General features: G+C 60.1%; 12 protein-coding genes. 6 read left to right on the forward strand and 6 right to left on the reverse strand.

Going from position 1 to position 13529, the window contains the following annotated elements:
* Positions 1-135 precede the first annotated feature (135 nt).
* Entirely contained in the window at positions 136-666 is a 531-nt protein-coding gene (gene dsbB, locus IB144_RS10055; RefSeq protein ID WP_002910894.1) for a disulfide bond formation protein DsbB, read from the reverse strand.
* Between the two features lie 128 nt (positions 667-794).
* The gene (gene nhaB, locus IB144_RS10060) at positions 795-2345 is read right to left on the reverse strand and encodes a sodium/proton antiporter NhaB (RefSeq protein ID WP_004180420.1); all 1551 of its coding nucleotides are present in this window, start codon (positions 2343-2345) and stop codon (positions 795-797) included.
* 36 nt (positions 2346-2381) lie between these two features.
* Here nhaB and IB144_RS10065 point away from each other — a divergent pair, with 36 nt between their 5' ends.
* Together IB144_RS10065 and fadR are read left to right on the forward strand one after the other, a co-directional pair.
* Positions 2382-2513 (forward strand): hypothetical protein, encoded by a 132-nt coding sequence (locus tag IB144_RS10065; RefSeq protein WP_004163532.1) that lies wholly within the window; start codon positions 2382-2384, stop codon positions 2511-2513.
* An 80-nt stretch (positions 2514-2593) separates the two neighbouring features.
* Positions 2594-3313, forward strand: a complete 720-nt coding sequence (gene fadR / locus IB144_RS10070; RefSeq protein WP_002910890.1) for a fatty acid metabolism transcriptional regulator FadR — start codon at positions 2594-2596, stop codon at positions 3311-3313.
* Positions 3314-3387: 74 nt separating this feature from the next.
* Here the strand turns inward: fadR and IB144_RS10075 are convergent, their stop codons facing one another.
* A complete protein-coding gene (locus IB144_RS10075; protein ID WP_002910889.1) occupies positions 3388-4920 on the reverse strand; it encodes a SpoVR family protein in 1533 nt (510 codons plus the stop codon).
* A 76-nt stretch (positions 4921-4996) separates the two neighbouring features.
* Between IB144_RS10075 and IB144_RS10080 the strand changes: the two genes are divergently transcribed.
* The 3 genes from IB144_RS10080 (at position 4997) to dadX (ending at position 7620) form a co-directional block, all read left to right on the forward strand.
* On the forward strand, positions 4997-5143 hold the full coding sequence (locus IB144_RS10080; protein WP_065888623.1) for a hypothetical protein: 147 nt from the start codon (positions 4997-4999) through the stop codon (positions 5141-5143).
* A 98-nt stretch (positions 5144-5241) separates the two neighbouring features.
* Complete coding sequence (locus IB144_RS10085) at positions 5242-6540, forward strand: D-amino acid dehydrogenase (protein ID WP_149358892.1); 1299 nt, start codon at positions 5242-5244, stop codon at positions 6538-6540.
* A 9-nt stretch (positions 6541-6549) separates the two neighbouring features.
* Entirely contained in the window at positions 6550-7620 is a 1071-nt protein-coding gene (dadX, locus tag IB144_RS10090; protein WP_002910887.1) for a catabolic alanine racemase DadX, read from the forward strand.
* Positions 7621-7636: 16 nt separating this feature from the next.
* On the opposite strand, the gene IB144_RS10095 is transcribed toward dadX, so the two are convergent.
* Positions 7637-9370 (reverse strand): potassium/proton antiporter, encoded by a 1734-nt coding sequence (locus tag IB144_RS10095; RefSeq protein WP_002910885.1) that lies wholly within the window; start codon positions 9368-9370, stop codon positions 7637-7639.
* A 92-nt stretch (positions 9371-9462) separates the two neighbouring features.
* The gene (gene ldcA, locus IB144_RS10100) at positions 9463-10377 is read right to left on the reverse strand and encodes a muramoyltetrapeptide carboxypeptidase (protein ID WP_004175466.1); all 915 of its coding nucleotides are present in this window, start codon (positions 10375-10377) and stop codon (positions 9463-9465) included.
* 175 nt (positions 10378-10552) lie between these two features.
* On the opposite strand from ldcA, the gene emtA reads away from it, so the two are divergent.
* Positions 10553-11164 carry a membrane-bound lytic murein transglycosylase EmtA gene (gene emtA, locus IB144_RS10105; RefSeq protein ID WP_002910846.1) on the forward strand — a complete coding sequence of 204 codons (612 nt, stop codon included), beginning with the start codon at positions 10553-10555 and terminating at the stop codon, positions 11162-11164.
* A 41-nt stretch (positions 11165-11205) separates the two neighbouring features.
* On the opposite strand, the gene IB144_RS10110 is transcribed toward emtA, so the two are convergent.
* A complete protein-coding gene (locus IB144_RS10110) occupies positions 11206-13326 on the reverse strand; it encodes a TonB-dependent siderophore receptor (RefSeq protein WP_004175467.1) in 2121 nt (706 codons plus the stop codon).
* Positions 13327-13529: the final 203 nt, after the last annotated feature.

Raw genomic sequence — 13529 nt, forward strand, 5'->3', positions numbered from 1 at the left:
GTTTTAAAAGATGTATTTAATATGCGCCTTTTGGTGGCTGTGGTCAACCATAGACATGAAACGATTCAGCGATGCGCAGGAGGCATAAAAAAACGCCCCGCAGGGCGTTTCATTGTGGGCTGTACTCGCCGCGGCTTAACGACCAAACAGATCGCGTTTTTTCGCTTTGAAAGGCTGAGCAACGATCACCAGAATAGCGACCAGCAGATAGGCGGCGAAAATCCCCACCAGCCATTGCGGCATCTCCAGCGACAGGAACTGCCACTGACGTACTGAACAGTCTCCGGACGCAACGAAAACCTGCGGCAGCCATTTATCCAGCGGCAGCCAGGTTGGGAAGCGGGCGGCGAAATCGCAGGTCTGGAACGGTGAAGGGTGCAGCTGGATCATCGTATGCTCCCACGCCAGCTGTAGTCCGCGTATCGCGCTGTACAACCAGATTGCCATGGCGACATAGCGCAGCGGCGTTTTGGGGGCGATAGCGCCCACCAGTCCCGCGCCCATGATGCCGAACAGCGCGCAGCGTTCGTAAATACACATGACACACGGCTGCAGCAGCATCACGTGCTGGAACCACAGCGCGACAAGTTCGAGAATAAAAGCGGTCAACGCCATCAGGAGCCAGGCACCGCGTCCTCTTGAGCACTGGTTTAAATATTGCAACATAATCATTTCCCTGGAAGATGCTAAATCATGGCAGTGTAAACGAAAACCGAACCGACGCCAGAGGCGCGGCGGAAAATATTCCGTAACGGGTTATTGATGCGCCCGGGCGAACCCGGGCAAAAACTGACTCAGGGCAGGCTGGGCGTCACCAGCCAGCCGTGCGCCAGCAGCCAGTCGGTGACTGGCATCAGGGTGAACTCGACGCATAACAGGCCGACCAGCGTCAGTACGATGGTGTAGGGCAGCGCCATCCACACCATACGGCCATAGGAGAGCCTAATAAGCGGCGCCAGGGCGGAAGTCAGCAGGAAGAGAAACGCCGCCTGGCCGTTCGGGGTGGCCACCGAGGGCAGGTTGGTGCCGGTGTTGATCGCTACCGCCAGCATCTCAAACTGGGGCAGGCTGATGGCGCCATGTTCGAGCGCCGCTTTCGCTTCGTTGATGTAGACCGTGCCGACAAACACGTTATCCGAAATGGACGACAGCAGGCCGTTGAACAGATAAAACAGCGACAGCTGCGCGTGCGGCGAGGCCTGCAGGACAAACTCGATCACCGGCGTGAACAGCTGCTGATCGATGATAACCGCGACGATGGAGAAGAAGACCGTCAGCAGCGCGGTAAAGGGCAGCGCCTCGGTGAACGCCTTGCCAATGGCGTGCTCATCGGTAACGCCGGTAAAGGTGGTGGCGAGGATGATCACCGACAGGCCAATCAGGCCGACCTCAGCCAGGTGAAAAGCCAGGGCCACGATCAGCCAAACGCCAATGAGCGCCTGGGCAATCAGCCGCAGTCGCTCCTGACGGCTGCGCTGGGCGCGGCTGCGATCGTCAAACTCCTGCAGCACCTTGCGCACCGTCGGCGGTAGCGGTTCGCCGTAGCCAAACAGGCGATACTTTTCGACAAGCAGACAGGTTAACAGACCGCAGACCATCACCGGCAGGGTCACGGGCGCCATGCGAAGAAAGAACTCGCCAAAATGCCAGCCCGCGGCTTTGGCGATAATCAGGTTTTGCGGCTCGCCGACCATGGTCATGACGCCGCCGAGCGCGGTCCCGACGCCGGCGTGCATCATCAGGCTGCGCAGAAAGCCGCGGAACTGCTCCAGCACCTCACGGTAGTGCTGCTCGATATGGCTGTCATCGAGCAGGTCGCTATCGTCCGGGCGCGCCGAGGCGACGCGGTGATAGATGCCGTAGAACCCGACGGCGACGCTGATCACTACCGCCACCACCGTCAGCGCATCGAGAAAGGCCGAGAGGAAGGCGGCCGCCAGGCAGAAGGCCAGCGATAGCAGCATTTTGCTGCGGATCCCCAGCAGCAGGCGCGTAAACACGAACAGCAAAAGCTGTTTCATAAAGTAGATACCCGCCACCATGAACATCAGCAGGAGCAGCACCTCCAGATTGCCGGCGATCTCTTCCCGCACGTGCGCCGGGCTGGTCATGCCGATCAGCAGCGCCTCGATAGCCAGCAGACCACCCGGCAGCAGCGGATAGCACTTCAGCGCCATGGCGAGGGTAAAGATAAACTCGACCACCAGCAGCCAGCCGGCGACAAACGGCGCCACGGCGAACACCAGCGGATTTACGATTAAGAAAATGATTAATGCCAGCTTGTACCAGTCCGGCGACTGGCCAAGAAAATTGCGCCACAGCGCGCGGCCATAAGAAATTTCCACGACAGAATCCTTCCCCGTCAATGAGTGCATGGTTTTGTGCATAACGATTGGCAAGAGTACCAGTTGAGCAAAATGAGAAGCAACTTTCTTCGCGCCGCGCTGGCGGTTTGTGAAGATAAGGAAAAGCGCAAAGTAAAAGCGGAAAATGAAACGGCGATCCCTTTTTAATTCACTTGCCATGCTATCTGCGCTATAGCGGCTCTGGTATGATGAGTGCAATTGTAACGCTGTGTAATGGAAATCTTACTATGGTCATTAAGGCGCAGAGCCCTGCGGGTTTCGCGGAAGAGTACATCATTGAGAGTATCTGGAATAACCGCTTCCCTCCCGGATCGATTCTCCCCGCTGAACGCGAGCTTTCTGAGCTGATCGGTGTCACCCGCACAACCCTGCGCGAAGTATTGCAGCGTCTGGCCCGTGACGGCTGGCTGACCATTCAGCATGGTAAGCCCACTAAAGTGAATAACTTTTGGGAAACCTCAGGCCTGAATATCCTCGAAACGCTGGCGCGCCTCGATCACGACAGCGTACCGCAGTTGATTGATAATCTGCTCTCCGTGCGCACCAACATTTCCACGATTTTTATCCGCACCGCGTTTCGCCAGCATCCGGATAAAGCGCTGGCGGTCCTGGACAGCGCCCGGGAGGTGGAGGATCACGCCGACGCCTTCGCCGAGCTTGATTATAATATTTTCCGTGGTCTGGCGTTTGCCTCCGGCAACCCGATCTACGGTCTGATCCTCAACGGCATGAAGGGGTTGTATACCCGCATCGGCCGCCACTATTTCTCCAGCCCGGAAGCGCGCAGCCTGGCGCTCGGTTTCTATCATCAGCTGGCGAAAGTGTGTGAGGCTGGCCTGCATGACCAGGTTTACGAGCTGGTTCGTCGCTACGGCCATGACAGCGGCGAGATCTGGCACCGGATGCAGAAATCGCTGCCCGGTGATTTAGCCATGAATATGCGTTAAGCGGGCTTTTCGCGATCGATATACAGAACAAGGGGGCCAATGGCCCCCTTTGTTATTTTACTCGCCCCGCAATGCTATAGTGCGTTCGGCCGCGCCGGGCAGCGGTCCAACAGCTCAATGCTGCCGTCGGCGTTCTGCTGCTCCAGCAGCACATCGAACCCCCACAGACGATGCACATGCTTCAGCACTTCGCGCCGGCCTTTGTCCAGCGGGACGCGGTTGTGCGGCACATAGCGCAAGGTCAGCGATCGGTCGCCGCGCAGGTCAACGTTCCACACCTGGATGTTCGGCTCAAGATTGCTGAGGTTATACTGCGCGGAGAGCTTATTGCGGATCTCGCGATAGCCCTCTTCGTTGTGAATCGCCGAGATCTCCAGGTAATTGTTGTGATCGTCGTCGAGCACGGTAAAGAAGCGGAAATCGCGCATGATCTTCGGCGACAGGAACTGACTGATAAAGCTTTCATCCTTAAAGTCGCGCATGGCGAAATGCAGCGTTTCCAGCCAGTCAGAACCGGCGATATCGGGGAACCAGTACTTATCCTCTTCCGTGGGCGACTGACAGATGCGCTTGATGTCCTGGAACATGGCGAAGCCCAGCGCGTAGGGGTTAATCCCGCTGTACCACGGACTGTTGTACGGCGGCTGGAACACCACGTTGGTATGGCTGTGGAGAAACTCCAGCATAAAGCGCTCAGTCACTTTCCCTTCATCGTAGAGATGGTTGAGGATGGTGTAGTGCCAGAAGGTGGCCCACCCCTCGTTCATCACCTGGGTCTGTTTCTGCGGGTAGAAATACTGGCTGACTTTACGCACGATGCGCAGGATCTCGCGCTGCCACGGTTCGAGCAGCGGGGCGTTCTTCTCCATAAAGTACAGCAGGTTCTCCTGCGGTTCGGAAGGGTAGCGACGAGCGGATTCAATCGCTTTTTCCTCTTCGCGCTTCGGCAGGGTGCGCCACAGCATATTCACCTGGCTTTGCAGATACTCTTCCCGGCTTTTCTGCCGCGCTTTCTCCTCCTGCAGAGAGATTTTTTGCGGACGTTTATAGCGGTCGACGCCGTAGTTCATCAGCGCGTGGCAGGAGTCGAGCAGTTTCTCTACTTCGTCGACGCCATAGCGCTCTTCGCACTCGGTGATGTACTTACGGGCAAAGATCAGATAGTCGATGATCGAGCTGGCGTCGGTCCAGCTGCGAAACAGATAGTTATTTTTAAAAAACGAGTTATGCCCGTAGCAGGCATGGGCCATCACCAGCGCCTGCATGGTGATGGTGTTTTCCTCCATCAGGTAGGCGATACAGGGGTTGGAGTTGATGACTATCTCATACGCCAGACCCTGCTGACCGTGCTTATAGGCCTGCTCGGTCTCAATAAATTTTTTGCCAAACGACCAGTGCGGATAGTTGATGGGCATGCCGACGCTGGAGTAGGCGTCCATCATCTGCTCGGAAGTAATGACTTCGATCTGGTGCGGGTAGGTGTCAAGACGATAGAGCTTGGCGACCCGGTCCACTTCGGCCAGGTAGGTTTCCAGTAACTCGAACGTCCAGTCGGGTCCATCGCTTAAACGGGTGGTGTCCCTGTTCATGGAGTCAATCGTAGCCATTAGCGCGCCCTCGTTGTTGTTGGTTTTCTCTGAACGGAAAACCTCTAAACAAGCATAGAACACGGTGCAGCAAACTGTGCTGTACGCCAATCGCTTTTCTTCGCGATTTCCCCATCTCAAAGCCGTTTTTTTTCCTTGTTTGCAGAATTTAATGCTGGGTAAAAATAAAGCGCAGCATGAGATCGTAAATCTCACAGCGCAGGGCTGGTGCGGTTTGCTGTGAGTTAAGTCACCATAAATAAAGCGTATGTTGAATAATATTTTCAACTGAGTTATCAATTTGTAATTAGATGATTGTTCTTTAACTGTTACGGAGTCGCTATGCGTGTCGTCATACTGGGAAGTGGGGTGGTTGGGGTAGCCAGCGCGTGGTATTTGAGTCAGGCGGGTCATGACGTGACGGTCATCGACCGTCAGCCCGGTCCGGCAGAGGAGACCAGCGCGGCCAACGCCGGGCAGATTTCTCCCGGCTATGCGGCGCCCTGGGCGGCGCCGGGGGTGCCGCTGAAGGCGATCAAATGGATGTTTCAGCGCCATGCGCCGCTGGCGATCGGTCTTGACGGCACCTCGTTCCAGTTGAAGTGGATGTGGCAGATGCTGCGCAACTGCGACACCCGCCACTATATGGAGAACAAAGGCCGTATGGTGCGCCTGGCGGAGTACAGCCGCGACTGCCTGAAGGCGCTGCGCGACACCACCGGCATTCAGTATGAAGGGCGCCAGGGCGGGACGCTGCAGCTGTTCCGTACCGCCAAACAGTATGAAAATGCCACCCGCGACATCGCGGTGCTGGAGGACGCCGGCGTGCCGTATCAGCTGCTGGAAGCGAAGCGGTTGGCGGAGGTGGAGCCGGCGCTGGCGGAGGTCAGCCACAAACTGACCGGCGGCCTGCGCCTGCCAAATGATGAAACCGGCGACTGCCAGCTGTTTACCACCCGTCTGGCGGCGATGGCGGAACAGGCCGGCGTGACCTTCCGCTTCAACACCGCAGTGGATGCGCTGCTGCACGAGGGCGATCGCATTGCCGGGGTGAAATGCGGCGATGAGATTATCAAGGGCGACGCCTATGTGATGGCCTTCGGCTCCTACTCGACGGCGATGCTTAAAGGGCTGGTGGATATACCGGTCTACCCGCTGAAAGGCTACTCATTGACTATTCCGATCGCTCAGGAGGACGGCGCGCCGGTTTCAACTATCCTTGATGAGACTTACAAAATCGCCATCACCCGCTTCGATCAGCGCATTCGGGTCGGCGGCATGGCGGAGATCGTCGGTTTTAACAAAGCGCTGCTGCAGCCGCGTCGCGAAACCCTGGAGATGGTGGTGCGCGATCTGTTCCCGCGCGGCGGCCACGTGGAGCAGGCGACGTTCTGGACGGGCCTGCGGCCGATGACGCCGGACGGCACGCCGGTGGTCGGCCGCACAGCGTATAAAAATCTGTGGCTCAACACCGGCCACGGCACGCTTGGCTGGACCATGGCCTGCGGCTCCGGGCAGCTTATCAGCGATCTGATCTCCGGCCGCACGCCGGCGATCCCTTACGACGATCTGGCGGTTGCCCGCTACAGCCCCGGTTATACCCCGGCGCGCCCGCAGCACCTGCACGGCGCACACAACTAAGGAGCTTGCATGACCCGTCCGGTAGTGGCCAGCATCGACCTGCTGGCCTTGCGGCAGAATTTACAGATAGTGCGTCGCGCGGCCCCCGGGTCGCGCCTGTGGGCGGTGGTCAAGGCCAACGCCTACGGCCACGGCGTGGCGCGCGTATGGAGTGCGTTAAGCGCGGCGGATGGTTTCGCCTTGCTCAACCTGGAAGAGGCGATCCTGCTGCGCGAGCAGGGCTGGAAAGGCCCGATCCTGCTGCTGGAGGGCTTCTTCCATGCCGATGAGCTGGCGGTGCTGGATCAATATCGTTTAACCACCAGCGTCCACAGCAACTGGCAGATTAAGGCCCTGCAGCAGGCGAAGCTGCGCGCGCCGCTGGATATCTATCTCAAGGTGAACAGCGGCATGAACCGGTTGGGCTTTATGCCTGAGCGGGTCCACACCGTCTGGCAGCAGCTGCGGGCGATAAGCAACGTCGGCGAGATGACGCTGATGTCGCACTTCGCGGAGGCGGAGAACCCGCAGGGAATTGTCGAGCCGATGCGCCGTATCGAACAGGCGGCGGAGGGGCTGGATTGCCCGCGCTCGCTGGCCAACTCGGCGGCGACCCTCTGGCATCCGGAAGCGCATTTTGACTGGGTTCGTCCAGGCATCGTGCTGTATGGCGCGTCGCCTTCCGGGCAGTGGCAGGACATCGCCAACACCGGGCTGAAGCCGGTGATGACGCTGCGCAGCGAAATCATCGGCGTGCAGAACCTGCGCCCCGGCGAGGCGATTGGCTATGGCGGCCTGTACCGCACCACCCAGGAGCAGCGGATCGGCATCGTCGCCTGCGGCTATGCCGATGGCTATCCGCGGGTGGCGCCGAGCGGCACGCCGGTGCTGGTGGATGGCGTACGCACCACCACCGTTGGACGCGTATCGATGGATATGCTGGCGGTCGATTTAACGCCTTGTCCGCAGGCCGGGATCGGCGCGCCGGTCGAGCTGTGGGGCAAAGAGATTAAAATCGACGACGTGGCGGCCAGCAGCGGCACCGTCGGCTATGAGCTGATGTGCGCCCTGGCGCCGCGGGTGCCAGTTGTGACCCTGTAACCTATTCCGGGGCGGATCACTCCGCCTCGTCTTCCGCGACCCGCACCCCAACCTTCAGCACGTGATCGTTCTCTTTTTCAGCTACCGTCCACACCATCCCGGCGAACTCCACCTGGTCGCCCACCACCGGCGCGGCGCCCAACAGCTGCTGCACCACTTCCCCGAGCGACTGCTGATGCTCGCGGAACTCCTCACCGCCGTCGAGACCGTAGATTTGCGCCACATCGGCGAAGCGGGCCTCAGCATCAAGAATGAAGTCGCCGAAAAAGCGCTGATCGAGCGCCACCGGCGGCGACTGGCTGAACATTTTGCCCAGCGCCGGCAGGTCGTGCTCCCGACCAATAACGCACAGGATATCGCCTTCCCGCAGGCGGGTGCTGCCGGTGGGGTGCAGCAGGACATTGTTGCGAAACAGCGCGGCAATCCGCGTCTCCGGTGGCATGTGCAAGTCGCGCAGCGCCGCGCCGATGCACCACTTATCGGCCCCCAGCTGGTAGACAAACTGCTCCCACGGGTTTTCCGGGTGAATATCCAGCCCGACGCGGGAGATGGGCCAGCTGATGGGCGGCACCACCACTTTGGCTTTTTTCGCCGCCCACGACAGCGAAGTGCCCTGCAGCAGCAGCGATACCAGCACCACGAAGAAGGCGACATTGAAGAACAGGCGGGCGTTGTCCAGGCCGGCCATCATCGGGAACACCGCGAGAATAATGGGCACCGCGCCGCGCAGGCCAACCCAGCTGATAAACACCCGTTCGCGCAGGTTAAAGCCGCGAAACGGCAGCAGGCCGGCAAACACCGACAGGGGCCGGGCAATGAATATCATCCACATCGACAGCAGCAGCGCCGGGATAGCGATCGGCAGCAGGTCGGAGGGCGTCACCAGCAGGCCCAGCACCAGGAACATGGCGATCTGCGCCAGCCACGCCAGGCCGTCGAAGTTCTGCAGGATGCCGTGCCGGTTGCGGATCGGCCGGTTGCCCAGCAGAAAGCCGCAGAGATAGACGGCGAGGATACCGCTGCCGTCGAGGGAGGTGGTGACGGCAAAAATCATGATCCCGCCGCTCAGCGCCAGCAGCGGATAGAGGCCGGCAGGCAGCACGATGCGGTTAATCATCTGCAGCAGCAGGTAGCCGCCGCCGAGGCCGATGGCGATCCCGAGGCCGAACTGCTGAATGATATGCACGGCGAACATCCAGCTGAGGCCGGTTTGGTGCTGCTGGATCATTTCGATCAGGGTGATGGTCAGGAAGACCGCCATCGGGTCGTTACTGCCTGACTCTATCTCCAGCGTCGAGCCGACGCGCTCGTTGAGCCCCTTGCCGCCGAGCAGCGAGAAGACCGCCGCGGCGTCGGTGGAGCCGACAATGGCGCCGATCAGCAGGCCTTCGATCAGATCCAGCTTGAACAACCAGGCCGCCATCATCCCGGTCAGCGCCGAGGTGATCAGCACCCCAACCGTCGCCAGCGACAGCGCGGGCCACAGCGCGACGCGAAAGGAGCTGGCCTGGGTGCGCATCCCGCCGTCCAGCAGGATCACCGCCAGCGCCAGGTTACTCACCATATAGGCGAAGGGGTAATTGTCGAAGGGGATGCCGCCGATGCCGTCAATGCCTGCCAGCATCCCGATGGCCAGAAAGATGACCAGAATCGGGATGCCAAGGCGCGAAGAAAAGGAGCTCAATAAGATACTGCAGGTTACTAAAACAGAACCCAGAATAAACAGACTAATGACCGCAGCGGCGTCCAATGTTCACGTACTCCCTGACTGGCGTGAAAAAATGGCTAAAAGTGACACTATTTTAACAATTCGCAGGGGATCCGCCTATGCGTTCGGGAAATTTATTCTGTCAGCACCGGATGGCCGCCGATCGTCAGGGTGGTGGCCGTCGCCTGATTCACCAGGCGCGCGCGGGCGCCCAGCGGCAGGGTCACCGTGCGCTGCTCGTGGCCAAACTCCAGTCCGCTAATCAGCGGCAGGGGGAGCTGCTGGCGCAGATAATCAAAGACCTGCGGCAAATCGTATCCCGCGTCATAGTCGTTCGGCGCGCTGCCGGTGAAGCTGCCGAAGATCACCGCTTTCTGCGCCGCCAGCACGCCGCTGTGCAACAGCTGAAGCAGCATGCGCTCGACGCGGAACGGGTGCTCGTTGATATCCTCCACCACCAGGATGCCGTCGCGGATCGCCGGCAGCCACGGCGTGCCGATAAGCGAGGTCAGCATCGCCAGATTTCCCCCCCACAGGGTGCCTTCCACCCGGCAGTTCGGCCCTTCGCCCGGCCATTCGAGGGTGAATTCCGGCTGGCGTAGCGCCTGCCAGAAATGGTGCTCGGTAAACGGGTCGAGTGTCTCCGCGCCGAAGTTGCCGGCGAGCATTGGCCCGCTGAAGGTGATGACGTTGCCCATGGCCAGCAGGCCCGACTGGATAGCGGTGAAATCGCTGTGGCCGCAAATCAGCAGCGGGTCGCGCTGCTGGCGGGCAACCAGTCCCTGCCAGTCGATATGCGGCAGCAGGCGACTGGCGCCGTAGCCGCCGCGCACGGCGAGGACGATCCGGTTGCGGCCGGGCAACTGGGCCAGCTGGTTAATATCGGCCAGCCGTTCATGTTCAGTCCCGGCGAAACGCTGCTGCCGGCGGGGAATGACCTGCTGGTGGGCCACCTCGTGTCCGGCCTGCTGCAGACGCTCGACGCCGCGGGCTGCCGCCTGCTGGTTGATGCAATACCCGGATGGCGCGACCAGATAAAACTGAGACATGATAATTCCTTGCTATGAATGAAAGGGTTATGATGCCGCCTGGAATGGCGATTGTCATCTCCAGGTGGCTAACTTCAGTCCGCACCCGTCATCCTTCAGGTTGTCGGCAGGCGGGAGACGTACCGCGGCCGTCGTTCTGTAGCATGATGGCGTTTGGGTAGATAAGGATAGATGTGTGAAATTGAGATGGTTGCTTATTTTAGTCGTTTTTCTGGCCGGTTGTAGTTCGAAACATGATTACACTAACCCGCCGTGGAACCCCGAGGTCCCGGTGAAGCGGGCTATGCAGTGGATGCCGATCAGTGAAAAAGCCGGCGCCGCCTGGGGCGTGGATCCGCAGCTGATCACGGCGATCATCGCCATCGAGTCGGGTGGTAATCCTGCGGTGGTGAGTAAATCCGGCGCCGTCGGGCTGATGCAGCTCAAGCCGTCGACCTCCGGACGCGATGTCTATCGGCGGATGGGGTGGCGCGGCGAGCCGTCGGTCAGTGAGCTGAAAAACCCGGAACGTAATATCTCGATGGGGGCCGCCTATCTGAGCATTCTGGAGAACGGTCCGCTGGCGGGGATCAAAGACCCGCAGGTGATGCGCTATGCGGTGGTGGTCTCCTATGCCAACGGCGCTGGCGCGCTGCTGCGTACCTTCTCCTCGAACCGCCAGGACGCCATCGAGGAGATTAACGATCTCGACGCCGATGAGTTCTTCGAGCATGTGGTGAAAAAACACCCGGCACCGCAGGCGCCGCGCTATATCTGGAAACTACAGAAAGCGCTGGACGCCATGTAATCCCTCGTTTGGCCTCCGGTAGTCTCCCGGAGGCCACGTCCTCAGAAATCGTAGCCCACGGTGGCTATAACGCTGCGCTCTGCTCCCCAGTAACAGTTGCCGGTGCCATAGCAGCCGGAAATATACTCGCGGTCGCCGATATTGTTGGCGTTAACCTGCACATAAGCGCCTTTCAGCGTTGGCGACCAGACGCCGAGGTCGGCCCGCATCATGGCGTCCATCAGCGTGACCGACGGCAGCCGCGCGGTGTTGGCATCATCCGCCCACTGTTTACCGATGTAGCGGACGCCGGCGCCAACAGAGATCCCCGCCGGGAACTGATAGCGCGCCCAGAAGGAGGCCATCTGATCCGGGGTCAGCTGCGGCGTGTTATTGTCGGTCCCGTCTTTGGTGTCTTGGAAACGCAGACGATTCCAGGTATACGAGGCGATAGTACTCAGCTGCGGGGTGATCTGGTGGTGCGCTTCCAGCTCAACGCCCTGGGAATGGACCTTACCCGCCGGAATATAGGTGGCGGTGGCGATGTTCGGGTCGCGAGTGGCGACATCCTTTTGCGTCAGGTCGTAAATCGCGATGCTATAGAGATCGCTGCTGCCCGGCGGCTGGAACTTCAGGCCGGCTTCAACCTGTTCGGCGGTGGTCGGTTTCAACGGTTTGCCGTCCGCGCCCGGCAGCATCGCCGGAGTGATCGCCTGGCTGTAGCTCAGGTAGGGCGACAGACCGTTGTCCAGGGCGTACAACAGCGAGGCGCGGCCGCTGATATGGTCGTCTGAACGGCGGTTTGAGGTCCCCTGGGTATCGCTGACCTGCTGGGAAACGATGCGGTCGTAGCGGGCGGAAACATCCACATGCCAGCGGTTCCAGACCATCTCATCCTGCAGATACAGCCCGGTCTGGTAATAGCGGCGATTATTGTCGTCGCTGTAGGTAACGGTATGTCCAGTCTGCGCGGTATAGCCGCTAAACGGGTTAAGGGGCGCCGCGCCGCCGGCGCCGGTCCACAGGTCGTTACGGAAGCGATGATATTCGGCGCCGAGGATCAGGGTGTGCGCCAGGTCGCCTGTATTGAAATCGGCGCGCAGGCGGTTATCGGTTGACCAGCCGTCCAGCGAACCGCGCGAACCGCTGTAGCCGCGGGCCAGCATGTCGCTGTCATCTATCCAGCCGACCTGATAGACCTGATCGAGGGAGACGTTGGTATGGGTGTAGCTCCCGGCGGAATAGACCGACCAGACGTCGGTGAACTGGTGGTCAAACTCATAGCTGTAGATCTGCTGGCGGCGCTGATAGCCATCTCCCGGATCGCCTTCGTTGGTGCTGGGGGAGAGCTTACGGCCATTGTGCGCGTAGCGGGTGCCGTCCAGCGGCAAAGAGCCGTGGTAGCCGCCGGAAGGATCTTTTTGCAGATAGGCGCGCAGCAGCAGCGAGGTGTCGCTGTCCGGCTGCCACAGCAGGGAAGGCGAAATCGCGTAGCGCTCTTCGCGGGTATGGTCATACTGCGTGTCGCTGCTGCGGGTCATCCCGATCAGCCGCCATGCCCACTGGTCATTGATGGCGTCGGTGTAATCGAAGGCCGCGCCTTTGGTATTTTGCGTACCGCCGGTCAGGCGGATGTGGCCCTGCTGGCTGAACTGCGGACGTTTAGAAGTCAGGTTGACCACGCCGCCCGGCACGCTCTGCCCGTAGAGCGCGGAGGAGGGGCCGCGGATCACATCCACGCGTTCGATAAACCACGGGTCGATTTGCAGTACGTTATGGCTGCCGCCGTCGCTCATCAGGCGCATGCCGTCGAGGAACAGGTTATCGACGTCGCCGCCGTGGTAGCCGCGCAGGGAGATGGCGTCGAACCGGGTGGCGCCGCCGCCGAAGCTGGAGTAGACCCCCGGGGTATATTCCAGCGCCTGGCTGATGGTATTCGCCCCCTGATCCGCCATCTGCTGGCGGGTGACCACCGACACCGACTGGGCGGTAGTGATTAACGGCTGGTCGGTTTTCGTCGCCCCGAGCGAGGTGCTGGCGCTGTAGCCCTCCGTCGGCGCGCTGGCGGACGCCGGCGGGGTGGCAGTGACCACCACCGTCTCTTCGGCTTGCGCGGTGAAGGGGAGTGTGACCGCAAGGGCATACAGCAGCCCCGGGCGTTTTCGAGAAATAGCCACGTTCATAAGATCATCCTGAACCAACGCGGTCTGGTACTCCTGTACGCCGCCGCGTGAAAAACGAATCTGTCATTATTCGTTAAAAAGTAATGCGAATTATTATTGTTTGTATTTGTGCGATCAAGCGAAAAGGTGACCTGTTCAACGCGAGGGGGTGGGGAAGTGTTTCCCGCGAGCCGCAGAATGGGTCTGCGCGGGACGATAGTGAC

Source organism: Klebsiella sp. K4, from assembly GCF_014596785.2.
GTDB lineage: Bacteria > Pseudomonadota > Gammaproteobacteria > Enterobacterales > Enterobacteriaceae > Klebsiella > Klebsiella pneumoniae.

Bases quoted from the DNA above. Each gene is read 5' to 3' on its own strand.
- dsbB (WP_002910894.1), bottom strand. From the start codon at position 666: ATGTTGCAATATTTAAACCAGTGCTCAAGAGGACGCGGTGCCTGGCTC.
- fadR (WP_002910890.1), top strand. From the start codon at position 2,594: ATGGTCATTAAGGCGCAGAGCCCTGCGGGTTTCGCGGAAGAGTACATC.
- IB144_RS10075 (WP_002910889.1), bottom strand. From the start codon at position 4,920: ATGGCTACGATTGACTCCATGAACAGGGACACCACCCGTTTAAGCGAT.
- IB144_RS10085 (WP_149358892.1), top strand. From the start codon at position 5,242: ATGCGTGTCGTCATACTGGGAAGTGGGGTGGTTGGGGTAGCCAGCGCG.
- dadX (WP_002910887.1), top strand. From the start codon at position 6,550: ATGACCCGTCCGGTAGTGGCCAGCATCGACCTGCTGGCCTTGCGGCAG.
- ldcA (WP_004175466.1), bottom strand. From the start codon at position 10,377: ATGTCTCAGTTTTATCTGGTCGCGCCATCCGGGTATTGCATCAACCAG.
- IB144_RS10110 (WP_004175467.1), bottom strand. From the start codon at position 13,326: ATGAACGTGGCTATTTCTCGAAAACGCCCGGGGCTGCTGTATGCCCTT.